The following is a 26,754-nucleotide window of genomic DNA, read 5'->3' as shown; positions in this document are numbered from 1 at the left end:
GCACGGGGTGTGACTAGCTAGGAGGGGTCGCCCAGGCCCGTGAGGACCGTCTGCGCCCTCGGCAGGGCCTCCCGCGGCGCCGCCTCCAGGTCGGGGGTGATGCCCCGGCCGTCGACGGCGTGACCCGAGGGGGTGCGGTAGTGGCCGACGGTCAGCTCGGCCACCGAGCCGTCGGGGAGTTTCGTCGGCATCTGGATGGAGCCCTTGCCGAAGGTGCGCGAGCCGATCACCACCGCGCGGCCCCGGTCCTGCAGGGCGCCGGTGAGCAGTTCGGCCGCGCTCATCGTGCCGCCGTCGACCAGGGTGACCAGCGGCCGGGAGGTGTCGCCGCCGGGGTCGGCGTGCAGGGAGCACGGGGCGCCGTCGACGTCGTAGGTGGCGACCAGGCCGCCGTCGAGGAAGGCGGAGGAGGTCTCCACCGCCTCGGTGACCAGGCCGCCGGAGTTGCCGCGCAGGTCGAGGACGATCCCGGTGTCGGCCGGGGCCTGCCGTACCGCGGTGCGGACGGCGCCCCCGGTGCCCTTGGTGAACGCGGAGATCTTGATGACGGTGACCCCGCCGGGCAGTCTGCTCACCGCCACGGAATCGGTGGACAGGCTGGCCCGGTGCAGTTTCTCGGTCCACGCGCGCGTGCCGCGCTCCAGGCCCAGGGTGACGGTCGTACCGGCGGCCGCGTCGTCGGCGTCGCCGCGCAGTAAGGAGACGACCTCGGTGACCGGCCGCCCGTCGACCTTGCTGCCGTCGACGCTGCGCAGCCGGTCGCCCCTGCGGACCCCGGCCTCGGCGGCCGGCGAGCCGGGCTGCACCCGGGTCACCTCGATCCGGCCGTCCCGGTCGCTGCGCGCCCACAGTCCGACGCCGGTGTACCGGCCGTCGAGGGCGTCCTGGAACTCCTGGTACTCGCCCTCGGAGTAGACGGCGCCCCAGCGGTCCCCACTGCGGCTGACGGCCCGCTCGGCGGCCTCCATCGGGGACTTGCCGTCGGCCATCGCCTCGGCGGCGGCCTTCTGCACGGCCTCGTGCCGGGTGGCCGCGGGCGCCGGCCCGGCGGCGGCCTCACGCAGGGGGGTGCCGGTCTCCGGGAAGGACCCGGTGGCGGCGCCGGTGACCAGGACGCCGGCGAAGACCAATGTCAGGGCGGCCCCGCGGCGGACGCGACGGGGCGGACAGAACAGGTCTCGGCCTGACATGGCGGTGAGTCTAGGACAACGCGAAGGGCCGTACGGCCGGATGCCCGTACGACCCTCTTGGCGTGCGTCACACCTTCAGGTACTTGCGCAGCGCGAAGAACGCCGCCAGCGACGGCATCACCACGCTCGTGGCGAGGATCAGCGGCAGCTTGGTCAACACCGCGTCCCAGCCGACGAAGTTGATGAGCGTGAGCTTGGCGGACAGGGCCATGCCGTGGTCGATCGTGAAGTACCGGCCGACCACCAGGGCCACGCAGGCGAGCCCGCCGCCGATGAGTCCGGCGACCGCGGCCTCGGCGATGAACGGCGCCTGGATGTAGAAGCCCGAGGCGCCGACCAGTCGCATGATCCCGGTCTCACGCCGACGGCTGAACGCCGAGACGCGCACCGTGTTGACGATCAGCAGCAGGGCGACGACCAGCATCAGCGCCATCACGCCGAGCGCGCCCCGGTTCATCAGGTTCAGCAGCGTGAAGAGGTTGTCCAGGATGCCCTTCTGGTCCTGCACGGACTGCACACCGGCGCGCCCGTTGAAGGCGGAGGCGATGACCTGGTACTTCTGCGGGTCCTTGAGCTTGATCCGGTACGACTCCTGCATCTGGTCCGGCGTGAGCGAACTGGCCAGCGGGGAGTTGCCGAACTGCTCCTTGTAGTGCTTGTACGCCTCGTCCTGCGACTCGTAGGTGACCTTCTCGACGACCGTCATCTTGTGCAGGTCCGATTGGATCTGCTTCTTCTGGTCCTCGGTGACCGCGCCCTTGGCGCAGTTGACGTCCGAGTCGGCGTCGTGCTTGTTGCACAGGAAGATCGAGACGTTGACCTTGTCGTACCAGTAGCCCTTCATGGTGCTCACCTGGTCGCTCATCAGCAGCGAGCCGCCGAAGAGGGCCAGGGACAGGGCGACGGAGACGATGACGGCGAAGGTCATCGTCAGGTTGCGGCGGAGACCGACACCGATCTCCGACAGGACGAACTGGGCGCGCATGGCGTCTGGTCGAGCCTTTCGTCGTGAACTTGCTTAGTGCTGGTAGCCGTAGACGCCGCGGGCCTGGTCGCGGACTAGGCGGCCCTTCTCCAGCTCGATGACGCGCTTGCGCATCTGGTCCACGATGTTCTGATCGTGTGTCGCCATGATGACGGTGGTGCCCGTCCGGTTGATGCGGTCGAGCAGCTTCATGATGCCGACGGAGGTCTGCGGGTCGAGGTTGCCGGTGGGCTCGTCGGCGATGAGCAGCTTGGGCCGGTTGACGAAGGCCCGCGCGATGGCCACGCGCTGCTGCTCACCACCGGACAGCTCGCCCGGCATCCGGTCCTCCTTGCCGCCGAGCCCGACGAGATCGAGCACCTGCGGCACGGACTTGCGGATCTCGCCGCGGGACTTGCCGATGACCTCCTGGGCGAAGGCCACGTTCTCCGCGACGGTCTTGTTCGGCAGGAGCCGGAAGTCCTGGAACACGGTCCCCAGCTGGCGGCGCATCTGCGGCACCTTCCAGTTGGAGAGACGCGCGAGGTCCTTGCCCAGTACGTGCACCTGGCCGTGGCTGCACCGCTCTTCACGGAGGACGAGCCGCAGGAAGGTGGACTTTCCGGAGCCGGAGGACCCCACGAGAAAGACGAACTCGCCCTTCTCCACCTCTAGGGAGACATCCCTGAGTGCGGGGCGGGTCTGCTTGGGGTAGACCTTGGAGACGTTGTCGAATCGGATCACGGATGCACCACGGGTCGCCGGGGGTAGATGAGCGTGACCATACGCGAACCGGGTCTGCAAGTGCAGTCGCAGGTCGGGGTTGGGTAAGGCTTGTGCGTTTTTGTACCGGCACCCGGCGCCTGTCCTGGGCCCTCTCTTCGAGGCCCCGCGCACGCGCTGCGCGAACCTGGCACAGTGGAGGGGGGAACGTTCCCGTTCCCGTGAGCGTTGTAGAAGTGATGACCGGTGCAAGGAGGGCGAGCGCATGACGTACGACCGGTTGGTGTGCGCGAACTGCGCGGCGCCCGTGAGCGAGGGCCGGTGCCCGGTGTGCCGTGCCAACCGCGAGCGACTGCAGCAAGAAGGCTTCCTGGGCGGGGTGAACCCGATGGCGCTGATCGCGCTGCTGGCGATGCTGGTCGCCGCGGTGGCGCTGCTGGCGCACCAGACGGTGTGAGAAAAGTCTGAGAAACCCGTAAGGGCCCGGAGCGCCGAGCTCCGGGCCCTTACGTGTGCGTGCTGCGCGCGCAGCGTGACCGCAGGGTTACGCTCAGGCCGCAGCGCCGCCGCGGCCGTTGGCCAGACGCGGCAGGACACGGAAGCCGATGCCGCCGGCGATCATCGTCGCGGCACCGATGAGCAGGAACGCGGTCTGGCCGGCACCGGTCTCGGCGAGCTGCTTGCCGTTGCCCTTGCCCTGAGCCTGGGTGTCCGAGCCGGTGTCGGTGAGCTCCGAGGAGCCCTCGTCCTGCGAGGCGTTGTTGTTGCCGCCCTGCGGGGTGTCGTTGTTGCCACCGGTGCTGGAGCCGCCGCCGGTGCTGTGACCACCCGTGTCACCGCCACCGGAGGTGCCGGTGCTGGTCCCGCCGTTGTTACCGGTCCCGCCGTTGTCACCGGTCCCGCCGTTGTCACCGGTACCACCGTTGTCGCCGGTACCACCGTTGTCGCCGGTACCACCGTTGTCGCCGGTACCACCGTTGTCGCCGGTACCACCGTTGTCGCCGGTACCACCGTTGTCGCCAGTGCCACCGTTGTCGCCGGTACCACCGTTGTCGCCAGTACCACCGTTGTCGCCAGTACCACCGTTGTCGCCAGTACCACCGTTGTCGCCAGTACCGCCGTTGTCGCCGGTACCACCGTTGTCGCCAGTGCCACCGTTGTCACCGGTACCACCGTCGGTGCCAGCGATGACGCCGCCGATGGTGGCGTCGCCGGAGGCGTTGCCGCCGTTGTCGCCGGTACCGCCGTTGTCGCCAGTACCGCCGTTGTCACCGGTACCACCGTTGTCGCCCGTGCCACCGTTGTCACCGGTACCACCGTTGTCGCCCGTGCCACCGTTGTCGCCGGTGCAGATCGCGATCGGGCAGCCGCCGTCGTCCGCGGTGTTCGTGTGCGCACCCAGGCTGATCGGGCCCGCCTGGACATCGAAGTCCAGGGCGGACGCCGCGCCGGCTGCGGTCAGTGACGCACCGGCCGCGATCACGGCGCCGGCGGCTATCCGCGCGACCCGGACCCGCGTCTTCTTCGTCATATGGTTGCTACCCCCAGTAGCTGTTCGTCAATGAGGCGGCGCGTGGGGCGGTGCCGTGATCGACGGAGGCAGCTGGCGACGAAGTACGCGTCTCGATCCCCCGGTTCACATGCGCCCCAGATGTACGCATGCCGCGCCTCACCCTTCCGATTTTTCAAAGCAACGTCAAGGCCGTTGCGGGCGCGATGTCCGGTGAGGTGGCGTTTGGGGGAAGTTGGCGTCTGTGAGTGTGACGTAAAACCCAGACAAAAAGACAACTGCCGCCTCTCGGGCGGCAGTTGTCCTGTCGACAAAGTTACTTCTCCTGCTGCTTGCGCCAGCGAATACCGGCCTCCAGGAAGCCCTCGATCTCACCGTTGAACACGGCCTCGGGGTTGCCGACCTCGAACTCGGTGCGCAGGTCCTTGACCATCTGGTACGGGTGCAGGACGTAGGACCGCATCTGGTTGCCCCAGGAGTTGCCGCCGTCGCCCTTGAGGGCGTCCATCTTGGCCTGCTCCTCCTGGCGGCGCCGCTCCAGCAGCTTGGCCTGCAGGACGTTCATCGCCGTGGCCTTGTTCTGGATCTGCGAGCGCTCGTTCTGGCAGGAGACCACGATTCCGGTGGGGAGATGCGTGATGCGGACCGCGGAGTCGGTCGTGTTGACGCCCTGGCCGCCGGGGCCGGAGGAGCGGTAGACGTCGATCCGCAGGTCGGACTCGTCGATCTCGACGTGGTCGGACTGCTCGACGACGGGGAGCACCTCGACGCCCGCGAAGGAGGTCTGGCGGCGGCCCTGGTTGTCGAAGGGCGAGATGCGCACCAGGCGGTGCGTGCCCTGCTCGACGGAGAGGGTGCCGTAGGCGTACGGCGCCTGCACGGAGAAGGTGGTCGACTTGATGCCGGCCTCTTCGGCGTACGACGTCTCGATGAGCTCGGTCTTGTAGCCGCGCTGCTCGGCCCAGCGCAGATACATGCGCTGCAGCTTCTCGGCGAAGTCGGCGGCGTCGACGCCACCGGCCTCGGCGCGGATGTTGACGAGCGCCTCACGGGAGTCGTACTCGCCGGACAGGAGGGTACGGACCTCCATCTCGTCCAGCGACTTCTTCACGGCGGTCAGCTCGGACTCGGCCTCGGCGCGGGTGTCCGGGTCGTCCTCCTCCTCGGCCATCTCGAAGAGGACGGCGAGATCGTCGATCCGGCCGCGCAGCGCCTCCGCCTTCCTGACCTCGGCCTGGAGGTGGGAGAGCTTGCTGGTGATCTTCTGCGCCTCGTCCGGGTTGTCCCAGAGGGACGGCGCGGCCGCCTGCTCCTCGAGCACGGCGATGTCTGCCCTCATCCGGTCGAGGTCCAGGACGGCCTCGATCGACTCCATGGTCGAGGAGAGGGACTTCAGCTCTTCGGATACATCGACGACTGCCACGCCTTCCAGCGTAACGGCTACGGCAAGCGGTCCGGCCCGCCTCCCTGCCGACCAAGGCCGACGGGCGGGCGGGAAGCCCTTGGTCACGGCGTCGGCGTGCGGGTTACGACGGTTACGGCGTCGAGGTGCTGTGGGTGGCCGGCGCCGGGTGGTCGTCCCCGTCGGAAGAGGCGAACCACGCGCCGACGCCCACGACGGCGGCCAGGACCACCCCGGCCACTCCCAGGGTCACCCTCCGGCGCCGCACCGCGGCCTTGTGCCGGGCCGACCCCGGCCGCGGCGCACCGCTGGCCCGGGGCGCGCGAGCGGTGCCGTGCGCGCCGCCCGCCAGCTCGTCCGGCGCCGGCACCCGCATCGACGTGTGCGTGTCCCGGTTGGAGTCCGGCTTGGCACCGGGCACGAGGGACACCGCCCCCCGCCGCCGTACCGGCTCGCCCTGCGGAGCCGACGGCGCGGGCTCCTCGGCGGCCTCCTCGGAGGGGTCCGGCTCGTCCACGTCCAGCGGCGGCATCCCGGTCAGCGTCGGCAGCTGCTCGCGCAGCCGCGCCGCCAGCTCCGAGGCGCGCAGCCGGGAGGCGGGCGCCTTGGCCAGGCACTGCACGATCAGCTGCCACAGCTCCTCGGGGATACCGGGCAGCGGTACGACGGTCTCGGTGACGTGGCGCCGGAGCACCGCGCCGGGGTGACCGCCACCGAAGGGGGTGAAGCCCGCCAGCAGCTCGTACAGGACCGTCGCGAGGGCGTAGATGTCCACGGCCGCGCGCGGCGGCAGGCCCTCGACGATCTCCGGGGCCAGATAGTCCGGCGTGCCGATGATCTTCGTGGCCCGGGTCCGCTTGGGCGAGTCGATCAGCTTGGCGACGCCGAAGTCGGTGAGCAGCGCCGGGTGCGCGCCGCCAGGGCCGAGCGGGCCCTGCATGTCGAGGAGCACGTTCTCCGGCTTGACGTCCCGGTGCACGACCCCGGCCGCGTGGGCGGCCGCCAGCGCGTCGGCGACGTCGGCGACGATCGCCACGGCCGCCTCGGGGGCGAGCCGCCGCTCGCGCTCCAGGCGGGTGCGCAGGTCCGTTCCGCGCACGAGGTCCATGACCAGGGCCAGGTCGTTGCCGTCGACCACCAGGTCGCGCACGGTGACGATGTGCGGGTGTTCCAGGCCGAGCAGCGCGGTGCGTTCCTGGACGAAGCGTCCGACCAGCTCCTGGTCGGAGGCGAGGTCCTCGCGCAGCAGCTTGACGGCGACGGGGCCCTCCGGCCCCTCGCCCAGCCACACCGTGCCGGCGCTGCCCCGCCCCAGGATCTGGTTGGCGGTGTACCGGCTGCCGATCTTCCGTGCCAAGGCTGCTCCTACAGACGCGTGTTGTCGTTAAAACTACGCGTCCGGCGAGCCAACCTTCACCGCGGAGACGGAAATCACCCGCCAGATGTCGACAAATCCGCAAACTCGCGGTCTGTTACCGCGGGTTCGTGTGTGCGGTCCGCTCAGTTGCCGCCACCGGAGGAACCGCTCAGATCCTTGATCCACTTGCTGGTCTGGTGGACCCAGTGGGTGACCTCGTGCCAGTAGCTGCGGCCCTGGCCGATCCAGGTGTGCAGCGGGGTCAGCTCATAGATCAGCCAGCTCGCCACGACCAGGATGACGATCGTGAAGAGGCAGCCCTTCAGGCAACCGAGCCCCGGGATCTTCATCGGGTTGGCACTGCGCTGCCGCGGCGCGCGGGGCTCGCGCGCGGGCCGCTGGGGCTCCGGAGCGGGGGGCGCGTACCGCTGCGGCTGCTGCGGCGGGGCGTACTGCTGCGGCTGGTGGGGCTGCTGGGGCGCGTAGCCGTACCCCTGCTGGTACCCCTGCTGCCGGCCACGCGGCTGCGGCTGCTGGGGGCGGGGCTGCGGAGCCTGGCGCGGCTGCTGCTGGGGCCGGGCGACCTGCCGCTGGGGCCGGTGGCGCAGCGGGTCGTCCTCCGGGGACAGGAACTGCTGGACCTGCGTCTGCTCGTTGCGGTCGCGGGCCGCGGCCAGCTGACTCTGCCAGGGGTGCGGCTGCTCGGGCTGTTGCCCCTGCGGGCCCGTGTTCGGCAGCACCGCCGTCGGGTCCGCCGCGCCCGTGTTCGGCAGGACGGCGGTGGGGTCGGCCGCGCCGACCGGGCCGCCGGTGTGCGGCAGGACGCTGGTCGCGGCGTTCGGGTCGTACGCCCCCCGCGGCGCGTTCGACGGCAGCACCTGGGTGGGGTCGGCGGCGCCGGGCGCACCCGGGACGGCGGCCGGGTCCGGGTCCGGCGCGAGCAGCGCGCCGACGCCCTCGGCCGCGGCGATCTGCGCCGGGTTGGCGTGCACGCCGATGCCCTCGGCGACCACCCTGAGACCGCGCGCGAGGTTCTCGGCACTCGGCCGTTCGTCGGGGTTCTTGCGCAGACACCGCTCTATGACCGTCCACAGGGGGTCCGGGACGGTGGAGGGGCGGCGCGGCTCGGCGCTCAGGTGCTGGTGCAGGACCTCCAGCGCGGTGCTGCCGGAGAACGGCGGGCGGCCCGTGACCAGTTCGTACAGCAGGATGCCGGCGCCGTAGATGTCGACGGCGGAGGTCTGCGGGCGGCCCTCGGCGGACTCCGGTGCCACGTACGCGGGCGTGCCGACGAACTCGTGGGTGCGGGTCAGGCCCGGGGAGTCGGCGAGGCGGGCGATGCCGAAGTCGGTCAGCATCGGGTGCATCTGGCCGTCCTGCTGCATGAGCAGGACGTTGGCGGGCTTCAGGTCGCGGTGGACGACGCCGTCGGCGTGGCTCGCGGCCAGCGCGTCGGCGATCTGCGCGGTCATCAGCGCGGTGGCGACCGGTGTGAAGGAGCCGTTCTCGCGCAGGTAGCGGTGCAGGTCGGGGCCGTCGACGAGGTCCATGACCAGCGCCAGCAGGTCGCCCTCGACGACCAGGTCGCGGACCCGGACGATGTTCGGGTGGGTCAGGCGGAGCAGGACGGAGCGCTCACGCAGGAAGCGCATCACGATGTCCGGATCGCTCGCCAGCTCCTCCTTGAGGACCTTGATCGCGACCGTCTCGCCGGGCTGCCCGGGTACGGCCGCCTCGGCGCCCGCGGTCTCGCGCTGGCGGGCACGCCAGACGGTGCCCGTGGCGCCGCGTCCGAGCGGCTCCTCAAGCAGGTACTTGCTGCCGACTGGCCGCACGTCACGCGCTCCCTGATTGCTTGCTGATGCTTGCTTGCCTGCATTCCGCTTGTTCCGACCCACTGTAGTGCCGCTCTCGGGGGCGTCAGGGGCTCGACGGAAAGACGCACGTCCCGGTCCGCTGGTTGCCCGGACCGGACGTGACCGATCTCAAGTGATCGCCCGTGGCCTCATGGTCAGGCACTTTTGGGGGCAGAGCCGACCAATCAAGATCACTTGTCATCGGGTTCCGGGCACGCTGTCAGTGGCAGGTGCGAGGATGCCTTTCAGTACTGGCCGACGTGCTCGTGTTGGGGTGGGGATGCAGATCCGGCTGACCGTCGTAGACCCGCTGGGCCCGTCCCCGCAGCGGGGCCGCGCCGCAAGCCGCGACGTGCTGGTCACGGCGCCCACGGGCACGGAGCTGGCCGCGGTCGTCTCGGCGCTGGCCGGTGCGGTCACCGGGGAGGGCCGCGACGCCTCCAACACCTCCGTCGTGCTGTACGCCGGCCCCGAACGGCTCGACCCGCGCCGCTGCACCCTCGGCGAGCCTCCCCTGGTCGACGGCGCCGTGCTGTCCCTGGGCGCCCCGGCGGCCGCCGAGCCGCATCCCGGACCGGCCGACGCACCGACCCAGCTGCGTGTCGTCGCGGGCCCGGACGCGGGCGGGGTCCATCTGCTGCACGGCGGCCGGATCACCGTGGGCCGCTCGGCCGAGGCGGACGTACCGCTGGACGATCCCGACGTGTCCCGGCTGCACTGCGCGGTCACCGTCGGAGCGGACGGGCGCGTCTCGGTCGCCGACCTCGACTCCACGAACGGGACGACGCTGGACGGGGTGCGGGTGGACTCGCGTCCGGTGCGGTTCCCTGCGGGGGGCTTGCTGCGGGTCGGCGAGTCCGCGCTGCGGGTTGCTCCGTCCGGGGGCCCGGGGGCGCGGGTGGTCTCCGACGGTGAGGGGTGCCTTCGGGTGGTCCGGGAAGCGTCTGCGGGTGGGGGTGTGTCGGGGCCCGGGTCTGGATCCGGGTTCCCGCCCGCGCCTGCCGCGCAGGCATCGCCGTCGGGTGGCCCCGGCGGGGGTGGAGGACCGTCTGCGGGTGCCGGTGAGGCACGTCGGGTCGAGGGAGCGTCAGGCGCGGGGGGCCCTGGTGGCGCGGCGTCGGCGGATGACGGCTGGGCCGGTGGGCCGGTCGCTGGTGGCCGTGGTGCGGCGTGGGCCGCGTCGACGGGGGCCGGTGAGGCACGTGGGATCGAGGGAGCGTCAGGCGCGGGTGGCCCTGGTGGCGCGGCGTCGGCGGATGACGGCTGGGCCGGTGGGCCGGTCGCTGGTGACCGTGGTGGGGCGTCGGCGGGTGCCGGTGGGGCGGGTGCGGGTGTCGGGGAGGTGCCTCCCGTCGGCCCTGGTCAGCACGGCTACGACTCCGCCGGGTGGGGGGCCTCCGGTGGCGGGGGGCTGGAGCACCGGCGCCGGGAGCCGGGGGTGGTGCCGGGCCAGGCCGGGGCCCCGGCGATCGAGAACCGGCGCGGCGCGGACACGCATGCCGGGCGCTTCGGTGTCGGCGGACCGAACCCGGTGGCCGCGGAGCCGTACGCCGGTGCGCCGGAACACGGCCCGGCGGGCGGCCGGCCCGAGCCCGGCGAGGATCCGCGCGCTTCCGGCCGCAGAGGCGCCCCGGCGCGGGGCACCGGCATCCCCCAGGGCGGCCGGCGGCGTGGGCTCGGTGCCTGGGCGCGCAAGCTGACCGGCGGGCGCGGGGAGCAGCCCGCCGGCTCCGGGACGTACGAGGCCCCCGCCTCCCGCGCCGACGCCGGTGCGGCCGCCCTGGCCCGGAAGCAGCCCGAGACCTGGCCGGATCCGGCGGCGCTGCTGCTGACGGCGCTCGGTCCCGGGCCCCGGCTGTGGGAGCGCGGGCCCGACCATGCGGAGGTCCTGACCGTGCGGCTCGGCACGGCCGACCGAAGCACGCCGGACGGCTCCGGACTGCTGCCCGCGGTGCCCGTGACGGCGGCGCTGCGCGAGGCGGGCGCCCTGGGCCTGGCCGGTCCGCGCCCCCGGCTGTCCGGGCTGGCCCGCGCGGTGCTGGCGCAGCTGGCCGCGCTGCACTCCCCCGACCTGCTGGAGATCGTGCTGATCAGTGCCGACCGCGCCCGTCCCGTGGAGGAGCGCACGGCGGAGTGGTCCTGGCTGGGCTGGCTCCCGCACGTCCGGCCGGCCCATGGCCAGGACTGCCGACTGCTGCTCGCCTACGACCGCGAACAGGCGGCGGCCCGCGCGGAGGAGCTGCTGCGCCGGGTGGAGGACCACGCGGCGACCGGCCGAAGCGCGGCCCACCCCGGCCGCGTCCCGGCATCCGGCGCCGCGCCGGCCGCCCCCGCTCCCGGCGGGCCGTCCGCCCCACCCGGCCCCCGCCCGGCCCCCGCCGCACAGGGCCCGCTCCCGGACAGCCCCGCCCAGTCCGGTGCGGCCGAGCCCCACATCCGCCCGGAAGCCTCCGCACAAGGCCCCGTCCCGGGCACCCCCGGCACCCACCCGGCCCCCAGCAACGTCCACGGCACCCCCGCACCCGGCGACCCGTCCGGTGCGGCCACGCTCCACATCCGCCCGGGCGCCACCGCACCAGGACCCTTCCCGGACGCCCCCGCGCACAGCGACCCGTCCGGCGGCTCCGGTCACCCCGGCAGCCCGGCGCACCCCGCCGGGATCCCCGGCGCTCCCACCGGCCCCTCCCTCGGCTCCGGTCACCACGCCAACCCCTCACACCCCTCCGAAACCCCCGCCGCCCCGGCCCCGGCCCCCCTCTCCGGCCGGCCCGGTGCCCCCGCGCCCGTCTCCGCGGAGCTCAGCCCCGCCCGCCCGGGGGACCCCGCCCCGCGGCGCCACCCCTCGGCCGCGCCCGCCCCCCGGACCGGCGACGTCGCCCGCCGCCCTTCCTGGGCCAGGGAGGACGCCGGGCTCGGCGCAGGCAGCGGGTTCCCCGGGCCCTACACCGTCGTCGTCGTGGACGGGGACCCCGGAGGGACCGCGCTGCGGGAGGCCGTGGCGCGGCTCGCGTCCGCCGGGCCGCGGGCCGGGATCCATGTGGTGTGTCTCGCCGAGACCGAGCCCGCCTCGCCCGCCTCCCCGGTGTCCCTGACGTACGAGGCCGCGTGCGCGGTGACGCCGACGTTCCGGCACTGCGGTGCCGTGGCGCTGCTCAGCGGCGATGTCGCGACGGCACTGCAGCTGATGCGGGTGGCGCCGGGCGGGCCGGTCGGACCGGGCTCGCCGGCCACCGTCGACGCCGTGTCCCCCGCCTGGGCGGAGCGGTTCGCGCGGGCGCTGGCACCGCTGCGGCCGGACACCCCGGCCGGCGAGCGGGACACCCGCGTGGCCACGCCGCTGCCGCAGTCGGCGCGGCTGCTGGACGAGTTGGGGCTGGCCCGGGCCACCCCGGCGTCGCTGATGGCCCGCTGGGCGGACGCGGCGGACGACCCGCAGGCGCTGGGCGGACGGGCCCGGGCGGTGCTCGGTGCCGGGCCGCGCGGGCCGCTCACCGCCGATCTGGTGGCCGACGGACCGCATCTGCTGATCGAGGGGCCGGCCGGCAGCGGTCGTACGGAGTTGCTGCGGGCCGTGGTGGCCTCGCTGGCCGCCGCCGAGCGGCCGGACCGGCTGGGCGTGGTGCTGATCGACGGCCGGGACGGCGTCGGGACGGGTGGGGCGCACGGCGAGGGCCTGCGGGTGTGCACCGACATACCCCATGTCACCACCCACCTCGTCGCCAACGACCCGGTGCGGATGCGGGAGTTCGCCCAGTCGCTGGCCACCGAGCTGAAGCGGCGGGCGGAGCTGCTGGGCCGGTCGGACTTCGCCCAGTGGCACACGGGGCGTGAGGTGTCGGGCCGGATCGTGACGCAGCGCACGCCCTCGAACGGTGACATAGAGGCGCCGCCCAGTTCGACCCTGCGGCTGCGGCCGGGCGCGGCCGCGCGGCGGCAGGCCGAGGCCGTACCGCCGCTGCCCCGGCTCGTGGTCGTCGTCGACGACCTGGACGCGCTGGTCTCGCCCCCGCTCGGCTCGCCGGGCCGGCCCGCCGCCGGGTCGGTGATGCGCGCGCTGGAGGCGGTGGCCCGGGACGGCGAGCGGCTGGGTGTGCATCTGGTGGCGGCGGCCGGGACGGGGGGCCGTACGGCGGAGACGGAACCGGCGCGCCGGGCCACGCTGCGGGCCGTGCTCGACGCCCCGCAGCAGGGGCCGGACGAGCCGGTGCCGGGGCGTGGACGGTTGGCGTACGCCGACGGGCGGGCCGTGGGTTTCCAGGGCGGCCGGGTGACGGGCCGTATCCCGCGCACCGCGACCCAGCGGCCCACGGTCGTCGCGCTGGACTGGCAGCGCATGGGCGATCCGCCGGCCCGCCGGCCCGTACGGGAGCTGGGCAACGGCCCCACCGACCTGGCCCTGCTGGCGAGCGCGGTGCAGCGGGCGGCGCGGGAGGTGTCCGCCGCGGAGGTTCCCTCGCTGCTCTGAGCGGAACCAGCCGGAACCGGTACGCATACCTCCCTGATCACGAGCCGGTCACGATGAGCCGCCGGACGGCGCAGGCGCTCTTGCCGCGCTTGTGCGGCCCGGCGTACACCGGAGCGCACGGACACAGTTCTGACGTTCAACGGAGAACGACGAACGGGGAAGTGATGCGCAGCAAGAGCAGCACCATCCGGACCCACAGGACCGTCACCGCACTCGCCGCGCTGCTCGCGGGAGCCCTCGCGCTCAGCGCCTGCTCCAGCAGTGACAAGGACAGGGAGGGCAGCGGGGAGAAGACCGGCGGGGCCACCGGCTCCACCGTCAGCCTGCCGAAGCTGAACGGCGCCAGTCTGGAGATCGCCGCCGTCTGGACCGGTCAGGAGCAGAAGAACTTCAAGCAGGTTCTGGCGGAGTTCGAGAAGCGCACCGGTGCGAAGGTCACCTTCGTGCCCGCCCAGGACCCGATCATCAACTTCCTCGGCTCGAAGATCGCCGGTGGCCAGCCGCCGGACGTGGCGCTGCTGCCGCAGCCCGGCGCCATCAAGCAGGCCGTGCAGCGGGGGTGGGCCAAGCCGCTCGGGCCCGAGGCCCTGAAGGAGCTGCAGAAGAACTACTCGCAGGGCTGGCAGGACATCGGCAAGGTCGACGGCAAGCAGTACGGCGTCTACTACAAGGCCGCCAACAAGTCGCTGATCTGGTACAACGCCAAGGTCTTCGAGGGCGCGGGCGCCAAGGAGCCGAAGACCTGGAAGGACCTGCTGGACGCGGCGCGGGCGGTGGACGACTCCGGTGTCACGCCGTTCTCGGTGGCCGGTGCGGACGGCTGGCCGCTGACGGACTGGTTCGAGAACGTCTATCTGTCCCAGGCGGGCCCGGAGAAGTACGACCAGCTCGCGCAGCACAAGATCAAGTGGACGGATCCCTCGGTCAAGCAGGCGCTGACGACGCTGGCGCAGATCTGGGGCAAGAAGGAGTACCTCGCGGGCGGCCAGGACGGCGCGCTGCAGACGGAGTTCCCGGCCTCGGTCACCCAGACCTTCACCGGCGGTGACCAGCCGAAGTCCGCGATGGTCTACGAGGGCGACTTCGTGCAGGTCAACATCGGGGAGACCAAGGCGAAGGTGGGCACGGACGCGAAGGTGTTCCCGTTCCCGGCGGTCGGCTCCACCGCGCCGGTGGTCTCCGGCGGTGACGCGGCGGTGATCCTGAAGGACTCCAAGGCGGCGCAGGCCCTGGCCACCTTCCTCGCCTCCCCGGACGCGGCGACCATCCAGGCGAAGCTCGGCGGCTATCTCTCGCCGAACAGGAACGTGGCCGTCACCGCGTACCCGAACGCGGTGCAGCAGAAGATCGCCAAGGCGCTGATCGCGTCCGGCGACGACTTCCGTTTCGACATGTCCGACCAGGCCCCGCAGGCCTTCGGCGGTACCCCGGGCAAGGGTGAGTGGAAGGACCTGCAGGACTTCCTGAAGAACCCGGCGGACGTGGCGGGCGCCCAGGCGAAGCTGGAGAAGGACGCGGCGGCCGCGTACGGAAGCGGGAGCTGATCCGGCGATGGCGTCGGCGGCAACGGCGGCGGGGGCCCCACCGGGCCCCGCCGCACCCCGCGGTCGCAAGAGCGTGACCGGCACCCGCAGGACGGTGGCAGCGCTGTTCCTGCTGCCTGCCCTGGTGCTGCTCGGCGCGCTCGTGGTCTACCCGATCGGGTACTCGGTCATCCGCAGCTTCTACAACGCCTCCGGCGACGGTTTCGCCGGCGTCGACAACTACCGGACGCTCTTCACCGACGACGGCATCCGCACCGCCCTGAAGAACAACGTCGTCTGGGTGGTGTTCGCGCCCACGGTCTCCACCGCGCTCGGCCTGGTCTTCGCGGTGCTGACCGAACGGGTGCGCTGGGGGACGGCGTTCAAGCTGGTCGTCTTCATGCCGATGGCGATCTCGATGCTGGCGGCCGGGATCATCTTCCGGCTGGTGTACGACCAGGATCCGCACAAGGGTGTCGCGAACGCGGTGTGGGTGGGCGTGCACGACACCTTCGCACAGTCGTCCGCGTTCCCCAGGGCGCACCCGGGGCGCGAGTCGCCGCTCGTCGCACAGGACGGCGGCTTCGTCACCAGGGCCACCGTCCGGCCCGGGCAGCCGGTGGCCCTGCCCCTCGTGGGCGTCGCCCCGGACCAGATGCCGGACGGCGCGAGGAAGGCCGTGGCCGCGAGGCCGGAGCCGGGGAAGATCACCGGTACCACCTGGCAGGACTTCACGCGGGGCAAGGGCGTGGGGCGGCTCGGCGCACCCGACCCGTCGGAGCTGGGGTACGCGGGGATGCGGATCGAGGCGGTGAAGGACGGCGCGGTGGTCGCCTCCACGACAGCGGCCGGCGACGGCACCTTCACGCTGCCCGCGTCCGCCGCCGGCGCCCGCCTCAGGCTCCCCGCGAGCAACTTCCGGGAGCCGTACAACGGTGTCGAGTGGCTCGGCCCGGCCCTGGTCACCCCGGCGGTCATCGGGGCGTACGTGTGGATGTGGGCGGGCTTCGCGATGGTGCTGATCGCGGCCGGGCTCGCGGGCGTGCCCCGGGAGCTGCTGGAGGCGGCGCGGGTGGACGGCGCCACCGAGTGGCAGGTGTTCCGCAAGGTCACCGTGCCGCTGCTGGCGCCGGTCCTCGCGGTGGTCACCGTCACGCTGATGATCAACGTGCTGAAGGTGTTCGACCTCGTCTACATCATCGCGCCGGGTTCCTCCCAGGACGACGCCAACGTGCTCGCCCTGGAGCTGTACCGCAAGGGCTTCGCGGAGAACCAGCCGGGCGTCGCGAGCGCGATCGCGGTGCTGCTGCTGGTGCTCGTGATTCCGGTGATGGCGTTCAACATCCGTCGGCTGAGGCGGGAGGGGCGGCGATGACCTGGCTGCTGGAGAAGATCAACGGTGGTCTGGTCCGCGTCTTCCTGATCCTGGTGGGCCTGTTCTGGCTGGTGCCGACGATCGGGCTGCTCGCCTCCTCGCTGCGTTCACCGGAGGACATGAGTGCGAGCGGCTGGTGGAGGGTCCTCACCAAACCGTCCCAGCTGACGTTCGACAGCTACCGGAAGCTCCTTGAGAACGGGGACATCACCCACTCCCTGTGGAGCACCGTGCTGATCACCGTCCCGGCGACGGTCCTGGTCGTCGTGGTCGGCTCCCTCGCGGGCTACGCGTTCGCGTGGATGGAGTTCCCCGGCCGGGACTGGTGGTTCCTGGGTGTGGTGAGTCTGCTGGTGGTGCCGGTGCAGGTGGCGCTGATCCCGATCGCCGAACTGTTCGGCAGGATAGGCCTGTTCGGGTCGATCCTCGGGGTGATCCTGTTCCACACCGGCTTCGGTCTGCCGTTCGCTGTGTTCCTGCTGCGGAACTTCTTCGCGGAGATCCCGCGCGAGCTGCTGGAGGCGGCCCGGCTGGACGGCGCCGGTGAACTGAGGCTGTTCGCACGGGTGGTGATGCCGCTCGGCGGGCCGGCGATCGCGAGCCTCGGCATCTTCCAGTTCCTGTGGGTGTGGAACGACATGCTGGTCGCTCTGGTGTTCACCAAGTCGGGCACCCAGCCGATCACGGTCGCACTGCAGACGCAGGTACGGCAGTTCGGGAACAACATCGACGTGCTGGCGCCGGGCGCGTTCATCTCCATGGTGATCCCGCTGGCGGTTTTCTTCGCGTTCCAGCGGCAGTTCGTGTCCGGGGTGATGGCGGGCGCGGTCAAGTAGTAACAAAAGCGACACTTTTCGGGGGGCGGGCCTTAAGCGGCCCGCTCCTCGACGTTCACCTCATGTCCCCCACATGCCGTACGAACCGTAACCAATTCACTCCATCGGCCGTTTCCGGTCAGAACCCCGCGCCGACCGACGACCCTTGGATGTCCCTTGCCCAGGTTCAGTGTCATTGTCCCCGCGTACAAGGTCCAGGCGTATCTCTCCGAGTGCCTGGACTCGGTGCTCTCGCAGTCGTATCCCGATCTGGAACTGATCGCCGTGGACGACTGCTCACCGGACGCCTGCGGGGCGATCATCGACGAGTACGCGGCCCGTGACACGCGCGTACGGCCCGTGCACCTGACCGCGAACCAGGGCCTCGGGCGGGCCCGGAACGCGGGGATGGCCGAGGCGAGCGGCGACTACCTGGTCTTCCTGGACAGCGACGACACGCTCACCCCGGACGCGCTGCGCGCGATCGCCGACCGGCTCAAGGAGTCCGGCGAGCCCGACGTCCTGGTGTACGACTACGCGCGCACGTACTGGGACGGCCGGACGGTCCGCAACCAGCTCGCCGCCCCGCTCACCGAGCAGGGCCCGGCGCCGTTCCGGCTGGAGGACCGGCCGGGGCTGCTGAGGGTGCTGATGGTGGCCTGGAACAAGGCCTATCGGCGGGAGTTCGTCGAGGACAACGGCTTCGGGTTCCCGCCGGGCTACTACGAGGACACCCCCTGGACCTTCCCGGTGCTGATGACGGCGGAGTCGATCGCCACGCTCGACCGGGTGTGCGTGCACTACCGGCAGCGCCGGCAGGGCAGCATCCTCGGCACCACCAGCCGCGGCCACTTCGACCTGTTCGAGCAGTACGACCGGGTGTTCGACTACGTCGAGGAGCGTCCCGAACTGGCGCGGTGGCGCCCGGAGTTGTTCCGCCGCATGATCGACCACTACGCGACCGTGTTCACCAAGCGGGGCCGGCTGCCGCGCGGCAGCCACGGGGAGTTCCTGTGCCGGGCCCGCGCCCACTACCGCCGCTACCGCGTCCCCGGCACCCGGATGCGGCGGCGGAGCATCCTGGTCCGCTTCGGCCTGCACCGCACGTTCCGCGCCCTGCAGCTGGCCTCGGCCGTGCGCCGGCGGGCGCTGAAGGCGGCGGTGAAGCTGGCCCGCGCCTTGCGCACCGGCGCGCTGCGGCTGCACTACCGGATCCAGCTGCGGCTGCCCGTCCGCTCCGACCGGGCGGTGTTCGCCTCCGGTGCGGGCCGCGGCCACGGCGGCGACCCGGGCGCCCTGGAGGAGGCGTTCCGCGCGCACGCCCCGCACATCCGCACCGCGTGGATCGCCCGGCCCGAGCACCAGCACACGCTCCCGCCGGGCCCGCGCCGGCTGCGGCCCGGGACGGCCGCCTACTGGACGGCGCTGGCCCGCTCCAGGTTCCTGGTCACCGACGACGACCTGGGCCGGGGGCTGCGCAAGCGGCCGGGGCAGCTGCTGATCCAGACCCGGCAGGGCACCCCGCTCAAGCACATGGGCCTGGACCTCCAGGAGCGCCCGGCGGCCGCCCACGGCACCGACTTCGCCGACCTGCTGCGCGGGGTCGACCAGTGGGACCTCGTCCTGTCCGGCAACCGGCACTCGACGCTCGTCTGGGAGCGGGTCCTGCCGGGCCGGTACGGCACGCTGGAGTACGGGTCGCCGCGCAACGACGTCTTCCAGCGGGCGACCTCCGCGGACGTGGCCCGGCTGCGCGAGTCGCTGGGCGTCCCCGAGGGCGCGGTCGCGATCCTGTACGCACCGACCTTCCGCGACCATCTGCGCACCCAGCGCCCGCTGCTGGACCTGGAGCGGATCGCGCGCCGCCTCGGCCCGCGCTTCGTGATCCTGGCCCGCCCGCACCCCACCCGCGGCGGCCCGCTCGGCACGGGCACCCGGATCATCGACGTCGGCGACCACCCGAGCGTGCAGTCGCTCTGTCTGGCCTCCGACGCGCTGCTCACCGACTACTCGTCGATCATGTTCGACTACGCGAACCTGGACCGGCCGATCGTCGTGCACACCGAGGACTGGGAGGCGTACGCGGCGGCCCGCGGCACCTACTTCGACCTGCGCGCCTTCCCGCCGGGCGCGGTCGCGCGCAGCGAGGACGAGCTGATCGACATCTTCGCGACCGGTCACTGGCGCGGCTCGCGGTCGGCCCAGCTGCGGGCGGCGTTCCGGGAGCGGTTCTGCCCGTACGACGACGGACGCGCCGCCGAGCGGATCGTCAGGCATGTGGTGCGGGGCGAGACGGACCTGCCGCCGGTGGTGCCGCTCGCGGAACGCGGGCCGGTGCCGTCGGCCTGCACACATTCCCCGCTGGCCACCGTGCCGCAACCTTCCGGTCCCCTCCCCGTCACCGAGGGGCGCTGAACACCGTTGGTCCCCACGGGAGTTCCCCCGCCCCTCGGCTCGACGCGGCCCACCCCGAGCCGGCCGTCCACCTGGCGTCCGGCGGGGCGGCCCGGTCGCGTGCCACGCCTCGCCCGCGGGACGCGCGTCCGCAAGACAACAGAGAGAGCAGAATGCCCCGCTTCAGCATCATCGTCCCCTCCCACGGGGTCGCCGCCCGGCTGTCCCAGGCGCTGGACTCGGTTCTCGGCCAGTCCTTCGGCGATCTGCAGCTGATCCCGGTCTGCGACGCCCCCGACTCCCCGGCCGCCGCGGTGGCCGACGAACACGCGCAGCGGGACTCCCGGGTGACCCCGGTCGACTCGCCGCCGTCCGCCGGTCTGAGCGGGGCGCGCAACGCCGGGATGCGGGCGGCGACCGGCGCGTATGTGCTGTTCCTCGACGGCGACGACCTGCTGCTGCCGGGCGCGCTCGCGGCGCTGGACGCCCGGTTGACCGAGACCGACGGCGTGGACGTGCTCTACGTCGAGCACGAGCGCGTCCCCTGGTGGGAGGGGGAGCCGACCAACCCGGCCGCGCCGCTGCTCGCGGGGGCCCCGGAGGGCGCCTTCGCCCCGGACGACCTGCCGGAACTGACCGGCGTGCAGCTCCCGGCGTGGAGCGCGGTCTACCGCCGCGCCTTCCTCACCGAGCACCGGCTCGCCTTCCCCGACAGCCACTTCACCGACCTCGGCTGGGGCGGGCTGACCACGCTCGCCGCCGGGCGGATCGCGGTGCTGCGCCGGGTCGTCGTACGGCACCGGCTGCGCCGGCAGGGCAGCCGGCTCAATCTGCCGGGGCCGCACCAGCACGCCCTGCTCGACCAGGTGGACCTCGTGCTGACCCGGGCAGCCGAGGCCGCGCTGCCCGCCGAGCGGATCCGGCCACTGTTCGAGCAGCTGTTCTCCCAGGTGCTGAAGACCGCGTCCCGGCCGGAGCGGCTGCCGGCCGGGCGCCGGGCGTTCTTCCGCCGCGCGGCCCGTCTCTACCGGCGTCACCGGCCGACCGGCTTCCGGCCGCCGGGCGGCAGCCTGGGCGTGCAGCACCGGCTGCTGGCGACGGGCGCGTACACGGCGTTCCGCGGTCTGCGCGGCGCCAACCAGCTGACGTCCGGGGCCGCCGAGCGGCTGCCGCGCCCGCGCATGCTGCGCACCCGGCTGCGCTACGCCCGCGACCTGCACCGCCCGCTCGACCCGAACCTGGCCGTGTACTGCGCCTACTGGGGCCGGGGTTACGCCTGCAACCCGGCCGCGATCCACGCCAAGGCCCGCGAACTCGCCCCGCACCTGCGCGCGGTGTTCCTGGTCGAGTCCGGCCAGGAACACGCCCTGCCGAAGGACGTGGACTACGCGGTGATCGGTTCGCGCCGCTACTGGGAGGTGCTGGCCCGTGCGACGTACCTGGTCAACAACGCCAACTTCGCCGAGGGGGTCGTCAAGCGGCCTGGCAGTGTGCACCTGCAGACCCAGCACGGCACCCCGCTGAAGACGATGGGCGTGGACCAGTCGTCGTACCCGGTGGTGGCCGCCCGGTCGGGCAGCTTCACCCGGCTGCTGGGCCGGGTCGACCGCTGGGACTTCAACCTCTCCTCCAACCGCCACTCGACCCAGATGTGGGAGCGCGCCTTCCCCGGCTCGTACGAGCATCTGGAGTACGGCTATCCGCGCAACGACGTGTACTACACGGCGACCGCCGAGGACGTGGCACGGATCAGGCGGCGGCTGGGGATCCCCGAGGGCAAGACCGCCGTGCTGTACGCGCCGACCCACCGCGACCACCACACCGGTTTCGAGCCCGGGCTGGACCTGGAGGCGTTCTGCGCGGCGGCCGGCGAGGACGTCGTCGTCCTGCTGCGCGCCCACTACTTCTACGACCGGGGGCACGCGAAGAGTTCCGCCCGCATCATCGACGTCACCGCGCACCGCTCCTCGGAGGACGTGTGCCTGGCGGCGGACGCGCTGGTCACCGACTACTCGTCGATCATGTTCGACTACGCCAACCTGGACCGGCCGATCGTCGTGTACGCCGACGACTGGGAGGTCTACCGGGAGACGCGGGGCGTCTACTTCGACCTGATGACCGAGCCGCCCGGCCCGGTCGCGCGCACCCCGCAGGAGCTGGCCGCCGTCTTCCGCGACGGCTCGTACGCGGGCGAGGAGGCGAGGGCCCTGCGGGCCGCGTTCCGGGAGCGGTTCTGCGACTTCGACGACGGGCGGGCCGCCGAGCGGGTCGTACGGCGGGTGCTGCTCGGTGAGCCGCCGGAGGCGATCCCGCCGGTGATCCCGCTCGCGGAGCGCGTTCCCGCCCCCGCCGCCGCGACCCTCGTGAGGAGCTGACCCGCCGTGCCCCGCTTCAGTCTGATCGTGCCCTGTTTCAAGGTGCAGGGCTTTCTGCGCGAGTGCCTGGACTCGGTGCTGCTGCAGTCCTTCAACGACTTCGAGCTGATCGCCGTGGACGACCGTTCCCCGGACGGCTGCGGCGCCATCCTCGACGAGTACGCCGCGCGTGACCCGCGGGTGAGGGTGCTGCACCTGCCGGAGAACGTGGGCCTCGGGCGGGCCCGCAACGCGGGGATGCCGCACGCCACCGGCGACTACCTGTTCTTCCTGGACAGCGACGACACCCTCACCCCGGGCGCGCTGCGGGCCATCACCGACCGGCTGGCCGAGGCCGGGGACCCGGACGTGCTGGTCTTCGACTACGCGCGCACCTACTGGTGGGGCGGCACCCGGCGCAACGTCCTCGCCCACCTCCTCGGCGAGGCCGGCCCGGACCCGTTCACCGCCGAGGAGTTCCCGCAGATCCTGGATCTGCTGATGGTGGTGTGGAACAAGGTGTACCGGCGGGAGTTCGTGGAGTCGGAGGGCTTCGCGTTCCCGCCCGGCTACTACGAGGACACTCCCTGGACCTTCCCGGCCATGCTCAGCGCCCGCCGGATCGCCACGCTGGACCGGGTCTGCGTGAACTACCGGCAGCGCCGGCAGGGCAACATCCTGTCCACGACCAGCCGCAAGCACTTCGACATCCACGACCAGTACGAGCGGGTCTTCGCGTTCGTCGGGCAGCGGCCGGAGCTGGCGTGCTGGCGGCCGTATCTGCACCGCAAGATGGGCGAGCACTGTCTGGACATCCTGGCCAAGCCGGACCGGCTGCCGCCCGCGGACAAGGCCGAGTTCTTCCGGCGTACGGCGCGGATGTTCCGCGCGCACAAGCCCGAGGGCGCCCTGGTCGACGGCGAGCTCCGCATGCTGGAGGGCTCCTGGACGGCGTACCGGGTCAGGCGGCAGGTGACGCGGGCCGGGCGGGAGACGGCTCGGCGGGCGGCCCTGGTCCGCGGCTCGGCCGCCGCGCGGGCCCGCTCCGGCTGGGCGTCCGTGCACACGCACCGCCCGCTGGACCCGCGCCTGGTGGTCTACTCGGCGTCCTCGCACCGGGGCATGCTCGGCGACCCGGCCGCCGTGTACGCCAAGGCCCGCGAGATCGCCCCGCAGCTGCGCGGGGTGTGGGTGGTCCGGGACGCGGAGACCGCCGCGCAGCTGCCGCCCGGCGTGGAGCACGTGCTCGTCGGCTCCCGGCGCTATCTGGAGGTCACCGCGCGGGCGGGGTTCTTCGTCAACGACGTCAACTGGCCCGGCGCTCTGGCCAAGCGGCCCGGCAGCGTGCACATCCACACCCACCAGGGCACCCCGCTGAAGTACATGGGCGCCGATCTGCGCGACAAGCCGGGCGCCCGGCTCGGCTTCGACGTTCCGCAGATGCTGCGCCGGGCCGACCGCTGGGACTACAGCCTGGTCGCCAACCGCCACTCCGAGCTGATGTGGGAGCGCGCTTACCCCTGCCACTTCACCTCGCTGCGCACCGGCAGCCCGCGCAACGACGTGCTGGTGAACGGCGGGCCGAGCGGCTTCCGGGTACGGCACGGCATCCCCGCGGACCACACGGTGGTGCTGTACGCGCCGACCCGCCGGGACTACCGGCGCAGCGGGCACGTGGACCGGATCGACCTGGCCCGGTTCGCGGCCGACCTGGGCGAGGGGCGCACCCTCGTGGTGCGGCTGCATCCGTCGCTGGCCGACGGTCCCGCGCGCGGGACGGGCCTCGCGGAGCTGGCCCGGCGCGGGGTGGTGGTCGACGCGACCGAGGAGCCGCGCGTGGAGGAGGTCCTGCTCGCGGCGGACGTGCTGGTCACCGACTATTCGTCCGTGATGTTCGACTACGCCAACCTGGACCGGCCGATCGTGGTGCACGCCGACGACTGGTCCGCGTACACGGCGAGCCGGGGTACGTACGTCGACATCACCGCCGAGCCGCCGGGCCATGTCTCGCGCTCCTACCGGGAGCTGGCCTGGCTGTTCGCCTCGGGGTCCTGGCGGGACGAGGAGTCGGCGCGGCTGCGGGCGGACTTCCGGGCCCGGTTCTGCGAGTTCGACGACGGTCTGGCCGCCGAGCGCGTCGTACGGACGCTGCTGCTGGGCGAGCCGATGACCGGCGCGGGCACGGTGCGGATCCCCGGCCAGGCGACCGGCCGGTCCACGCTGACCTCGGCGTGAGCGCGTGACGAGGGTGCCGGCCCCCCGTCCGGCACCCTCGTCACGGCTGTCCCGCGGGCTTACTCGATGACGAGGTCGACGTCGATGTTGCCGCGGGTGGCGTTGGAGTACGGGCAGACCTGGTGGGCGGTCTCGACCAGCTTGCGGCCGGTCGCCTCGTCCACGGTGTCGGGCAGCTCGATGCGCAGCGTGACCTTCAGCCCGAAGCCCTCGCCCTGCTTGCCGATGCCGACCTCGGCGGTCACCGCCGCCTGGCTGACGTCCACCTTCGCCTGCCGGCCGACGAGTCCGAGGGCGCTGCCGAAGCAGGCGGCGTAACCGGCGGCGAAGAGCTGCTCGGGGTTGGTGCCCTGGCCGTTGCCGCCCAGCTCCACCGGCGGGGCCAGCTGGAGGTCGATCTTGCCGTCGGAGGAGACGGCGCGACCGTCACGGCCGTGGGTGGCGGTGGCGACAGCGGTGTAGAGCGCGTCCATGAAGACCATCCCTTTACGAAATCGGGTTCCGGCGGCCCCTGTCCTGACCGCCTGACAGTCATAAGTAGAGCACACAATTAAGTTGTGCACAACTAAATGGGCCGCAAGAGCTACCCTGGAGCCATGACCGACACGGAGTGGCTGCGCCTGGACCGCCAGATCTGCTTTTCGCTGCACGCGGCGTCCCGCGCCTTCAACGGCGTCTACCGCGTGATCCTCAAGGACCTCGGGCTGACCTACCCGCAGTACCTCGTGATGCTCGTCCTGTGGGAGCAGGGCGACCTGCCCGTCAAGGCGCTCGGCGAACATCTGCGGCTCGACTCCGGCACGCTGTCCCCGCTGGTCAAGCGGCTGGAGGGGATCGGTCTGGTGCGCCGGGAGCGCAGCGCGCAGGACGAACGCTCGGTACAGGTGCGGCTGACCGAGGAGGGCGCGGCACTGCGCGAGCGGGCCCTGGAGGTGCCGCGCCGGATCATGGGCGCGACCGGCTTCGACCTGACGGAGATCGCCGAGCTGCGCGAACGCCTCGACCGGCTCACCACCGCGCTGGACGCGGCAGCACTGGCGGAGGGACGCTAGGCGGGCCGGCCGGTCCGGCCAGATCCTTCCGGACGTACAGCCGTACGGCCGTCCTGCCCCGCGGGATGTCCTCCCGTTCGGTGAAGTCCCTGCGCAGCACGGCGAGTTCGGTCCGCTCGACGGGGTTGCGGGGGCTCCAGCGCCCGGCCAGCAGATCCCGGTCGGCCACGATCCACACCCGGCCCAGCCGGGCCAGCCTGCGCCGCACCTCCCGGGCCCCCGCCTCCCGCCCGTACAGGGTCCCCGACTCGGCCGCGCCCCGCACCAGCGCCACATCCCGCGTTCCCCGGAACGCCCCCGGATAGGCGAGGGCCACGTTGCGGACGCTCACCGGCAGGAACACCACCGGGTCGCCGGGCCGCACCTCCCGCGCCACCACCCGGGAAACGGCCCCGAGATCGTCGGGCCGGGTAGCGGGATCGCGATCCGCGCGCAGGAGCGGGAACTGGAGGAGGAAGACGAGACAGACCCCTAAGACACCGCCCAGGGCGACCATCGGGGACCGCGGCGCGGAAGGCTCTTCCGGCAGCGGGGGGCGCCCTGTGCGCCGAGCGCGGGCGTGCAGCCGGCCCACCGTCCCGGCCACCGTCCCGGCCACCCGCTCGGCCCCGGCGGCGACCAGCAACGGCGCCCCGCCCAAGGCGTACAGCACGTACCGGTCGACGTACAGCGGCGAGACCTGGGACGCCAGCATCAACACCGTCGGCGGTACCACGGTCAACGGCAACGCCACCCCCGGAAGAGTGATGTCCCCCCGCCGCCCCACCAGCCCCGCCACCCCGGCCAGGGCGAGCCCCAGACACACCCAGTACACCGAGTCGGCGGGCCCGAGAAACCCCCGCAGCAGCGCCTGGCCCGAAGCCGCCGTAGGCCTGCGCAGCCATGCCACCTGCGCCGCCTGCCCCCGGGACACCACCACCATCGGCAGCAGCGCGAGCAGGATCCCGCCCGCCGCACACCCCCAGCCCCGCCACACCCGCGCCCCCGCCCGGGCCAGCGCCAGCGACCCCGCGTGGGCGCACAGCAGCAGCACCGCGAACTCGTGCAGCCAGCAGGTGAGGCCGAGGACGGCCCCGTACGCCCACCAGGAGCCGCCCTGCACCGCCCGTACGAGCAGCAGCGTCGCGCCCGTGGCCCCGGCGGCCACCAGGGCGTAGGAACGGCCCTCCTGGGAGTAGTGGCCGGCCATCGGCGCGACGGCGTAGAGCAGCCCGGCCCACAGTCCGACGCGCGGCCGGGCCAGCCGGGTGCCGAGCGCCGCCACCAGCGCGGCCGTCGCCGCCGCCGCGCACACCGAGGGCAGCCGCAGCAGGACCTCGCCGGGGTGCACGGCGAGGACGGCGTGCACGAGCAGGTAGTACAGGCCGTGCACGGCGTCGACGTCGTGCAGCAGCCGCCAGATCTGCGGCACGGTACGCCGCCCGACCTGGAAGCTGACGGCCTCGTCACGCCACATCCCGCCCCGGTCGAGGCCCCAGAGCCCGACCGCGGACATCACCAGCGCGGGCGTGCATACTGCGGCCCGGCGGCGGTGGTGCG

18 protein-coding genes are annotated in these 26,754 nt (G+C 72.8%); 9 read left to right on the top strand and 9 right to left on the bottom strand.

Annotation, left to right across the window (positions count from 1 at the left end; all coding sequences use genetic code 11):
- Positions 1-17: 17 nt before the first annotated feature.
- The 3 genes from IO33_RS0102000 to ftsE all read right to left on the bottom strand — a co-directional run bounded on the left by IO33_RS0102000 (position 18) and on the right by ftsE (position 2,898).
- Positions 18-1,190 carry a S41 family peptidase gene (locus tag IO33_RS0102000; protein WP_078963246.1) on the bottom strand — a complete coding sequence of 391 codons (1,173 nt, stop codon included), beginning with the start codon at positions 1,188-1,190 and terminating at the stop codon, positions 18-20.
- A gap of 67 nt (positions 1,191-1,257) precedes the next feature.
- The gene (gene ftsX / locus IO33_RS0101995) at positions 1,258-2,175 is read right to left on the bottom strand and encodes a permease-like cell division protein FtsX (RefSeq protein WP_031159398.1); all 918 of its coding nucleotides are present in this window, start codon (positions 2,173-2,175) and stop codon (positions 1,258-1,260) included.
- Between the two features lie 33 nt (positions 2,176-2,208).
- On the bottom strand, positions 2,209-2,898 hold the full coding sequence (gene ftsE, locus IO33_RS0101990) for a cell division ATP-binding protein FtsE (RefSeq protein WP_031159396.1): 690 nt from the start codon (positions 2,896-2,898) through the stop codon (positions 2,209-2,211).
- Between the two features lie 244 nt (positions 2,899-3,142).
- Between ftsE and IO33_RS0101985 the strand changes: the two genes are divergently transcribed.
- The gene (locus IO33_RS0101985; RefSeq protein WP_031159393.1) at positions 3,143-3,334 is read left to right on the top strand and encodes a hypothetical protein; all 192 of its coding nucleotides are present in this window, start codon (positions 3,143-3,145) and stop codon (positions 3,332-3,334) included.
- A gap of 93 nt (positions 3,335-3,427) precedes the next feature.
- Here the strand turns inward: IO33_RS0101985 and IO33_RS0101980 are convergent, their stop codons facing one another.
- The 4 genes from IO33_RS0101980 to IO33_RS0101965 all read right to left on the bottom strand — a co-directional run bounded on the left by IO33_RS0101980 (position 3,428) and on the right by IO33_RS0101965 (position 8,981).
- Positions 3,428-4,408: a hypothetical protein gene (locus IO33_RS0101980; protein WP_031159391.1), complete on the bottom strand. Its 981-nt coding sequence runs from the start codon at positions 4,406-4,408 to the stop codon at positions 3,428-3,430.
- Positions 4,409-4,703: 295 nt separating this feature from the next.
- Positions 4,704-5,810 carry a peptide chain release factor 2 gene (gene prfB / locus IO33_RS0101975; RefSeq protein ID WP_031159389.1) on the bottom strand — a complete coding sequence of 369 codons (1,107 nt, stop codon included), beginning with the start codon at positions 5,808-5,810 and terminating at the stop codon, positions 4,704-4,706.
- Positions 5,811-5,922: 112 nt separating this feature from the next.
- Positions 5,923-7,146, bottom strand: coding sequence for a serine/threonine-protein kinase (locus IO33_RS0101970; protein WP_031159386.1), 1,224 nt, complete (start codon positions 7,144-7,146; stop codon positions 5,923-5,925).
- Between the two features lie 143 nt (positions 7,147-7,289).
- Positions 7,290-8,981, bottom strand: a complete 1,692-nt coding sequence (locus IO33_RS0101965; protein ID WP_031159383.1) for a serine/threonine-protein kinase — start codon at positions 8,979-8,981, stop codon at positions 7,290-7,292.
- 301 nt (positions 8,982-9,282) lie between these two features.
- Here IO33_RS0101965 and IO33_RS0101960 point away from each other — a divergent pair, with 301 nt between their 5' ends.
- The 7 genes from IO33_RS0101960 to IO33_RS0101930 all read left to right on the top strand — a co-directional run bounded on the left by IO33_RS0101960 (position 9,283) and on the right by IO33_RS0101930 (position 24,163).
- Positions 9,283-13,467, top strand: coding sequence for an FtsK/SpoIIIE domain-containing protein (locus IO33_RS0101960; protein WP_031159380.1), 4,185 nt, complete (start codon positions 9,283-9,285; stop codon positions 13,465-13,467).
- 164 nt (positions 13,468-13,631) lie between these two features.
- Positions 13,632-15,011: an ABC transporter substrate-binding protein gene (locus tag IO33_RS0101955; RefSeq protein ID WP_031159377.1), complete on the top strand. Its 1,380-nt coding sequence runs from the start codon at positions 13,632-13,634 to the stop codon at positions 15,009-15,011.
- A gap of 73 nt (positions 15,012-15,084) precedes the next feature.
- Complete coding sequence (locus tag IO33_RS0101950; protein WP_031159374.1) at positions 15,085-16,365, top strand: ABC transporter permease subunit; 1,281 nt, start codon at positions 15,085-15,087, stop codon at positions 16,363-16,365.
- On the top strand, positions 16,362-17,201 hold the full coding sequence (locus IO33_RS0101945) for a carbohydrate ABC transporter permease (protein WP_031159371.1): 840 nt from the start codon (positions 16,362-16,364) through the stop codon (positions 17,199-17,201). The genes IO33_RS0101950 and IO33_RS0101945 overlap by 4 nt, the downstream gene beginning before the upstream one ends.
- A gap of 156 nt (positions 17,202-17,357) precedes the next feature.
- Complete coding sequence (locus IO33_RS0101940; RefSeq protein WP_031159368.1) at positions 17,358-19,595, top strand: bifunctional glycosyltransferase/CDP-glycerol:glycerophosphate glycerophosphotransferase; 2,238 nt, start codon at positions 17,358-17,360, stop codon at positions 19,593-19,595.
- 152 nt (positions 19,596-19,747) lie between these two features.
- Entirely contained in the window at positions 19,748-21,949 is a 2,202-nt protein-coding gene (locus tag IO33_RS0101935; RefSeq protein WP_031159365.1) for a bifunctional glycosyltransferase/CDP-glycerol:glycerophosphate glycerophosphotransferase, read from the top strand.
- A 6-nt stretch (positions 21,950-21,955) separates the two neighbouring features.
- Positions 21,956-24,163 carry a bifunctional glycosyltransferase/CDP-glycerol:glycerophosphate glycerophosphotransferase gene (locus IO33_RS0101930; RefSeq protein ID WP_031159362.1) on the top strand — a complete coding sequence of 736 codons (2,208 nt, stop codon included), beginning with the start codon at positions 21,956-21,958 and terminating at the stop codon, positions 24,161-24,163.
- Positions 24,164-24,222: 59 nt separating this feature from the next.
- On the opposite strand, the gene IO33_RS0101925 is transcribed toward IO33_RS0101930, so the two are convergent.
- Entirely contained in the window at positions 24,223-24,636 is a 414-nt protein-coding gene (locus tag IO33_RS0101925; protein ID WP_031159360.1) for an organic hydroperoxide resistance protein, read from the bottom strand.
- A gap of 96 nt (positions 24,637-24,732) precedes the next feature.
- Between IO33_RS0101925 and IO33_RS0101920 the strand changes: the two genes are divergently transcribed.
- Positions 24,733-25,215, top strand: coding sequence for a MarR family winged helix-turn-helix transcriptional regulator (locus tag IO33_RS0101920; protein WP_078963245.1), 483 nt, complete (start codon positions 24,733-24,735; stop codon positions 25,213-25,215).
- Here IO33_RS0101920 and IO33_RS0101915 read toward each other — a convergent pair.
- Positions 25,172-26,710 carry a glycosyltransferase family 39 protein gene (locus tag IO33_RS0101915; protein WP_031159355.1) on the bottom strand — a complete coding sequence of 513 codons (1,539 nt, stop codon included), beginning with the start codon at positions 26,708-26,710 and terminating at the stop codon, positions 25,172-25,174. The two genes, IO33_RS0101920 and IO33_RS0101915, sit on opposite strands and share 44 nt — an antisense overlap.
- Positions 26,711-26,754: the final 44 nt, after the last annotated feature.

The sequence above is a fragment of the Streptomyces durhamensis genome, from assembly GCF_000725475.1.
GTDB lineage: Bacteria > Actinomycetota > Actinomycetes > Streptomycetales > Streptomycetaceae > Streptomyces > Streptomyces filipinensis.
Note: the sequence above shows the minus strand (reverse complement) of the source record. Positions and strands in the feature narration are given on the sequence as shown.

Bases quoted from the DNA above. Each gene is read 5' to 3' on its own strand.
- IO33_RS0101955 (WP_031159377.1), top strand. From the start codon at position 13,632: ATGCGCAGCAAGAGCAGCACCATCCGGACCCACAGGACCGTCACCGCA.
- IO33_RS0101980 (WP_031159391.1), bottom strand. From the start codon at position 4,408: ATGACGAAGAAGACGCGGGTCCGGGTCGCGCGGATAGCCGCCGGCGCC.
- IO33_RS0101960 (WP_031159380.1), top strand. From the start codon at position 9,283: ATGCAGATCCGGCTGACCGTCGTAGACCCGCTGGGCCCGTCCCCGCAG.
- IO33_RS0101920 (WP_078963245.1), top strand. From the start codon at position 24,733: ATGGGCCGCAAGAGCTACCCTGGAGCCATGACCGACACGGAGTGGCTG.
- IO33_RS0102000 (WP_078963246.1), bottom strand. From the start codon at position 1,190: ATGTCAGGCCGAGACCTGTTCTGTCCGCCCCGTCGCGTCCGCCGCGGG.
- IO33_RS0101915 (WP_031159355.1), bottom strand. From the start codon at position 26,710: ATGTCCGCGGTCGGGCTCTGGGGCCTCGACCGGGGCGGGATGTGGCGT.
- IO33_RS0101985 (WP_031159393.1), top strand. From the start codon at position 3,143: ATGACGTACGACCGGTTGGTGTGCGCGAACTGCGCGGCGCCCGTGAGC.
- IO33_RS0101925 (WP_031159360.1), bottom strand. From the start codon at position 24,636: ATGGACGCGCTCTACACCGCTGTCGCCACCGCCACCCACGGCCGTGAC.
- ftsX (WP_031159398.1), bottom strand. From the start codon at position 2,175: ATGCGCGCCCAGTTCGTCCTGTCGGAGATCGGTGTCGGTCTCCGCCGC.
- IO33_RS0101945 (WP_031159371.1), top strand. From the start codon at position 16,362: ATGACCTGGCTGCTGGAGAAGATCAACGGTGGTCTGGTCCGCGTCTTC.
- IO33_RS0101935 (WP_031159365.1), top strand. From the start codon at position 19,748: ATGCCCCGCTTCAGCATCATCGTCCCCTCCCACGGGGTCGCCGCCCGG.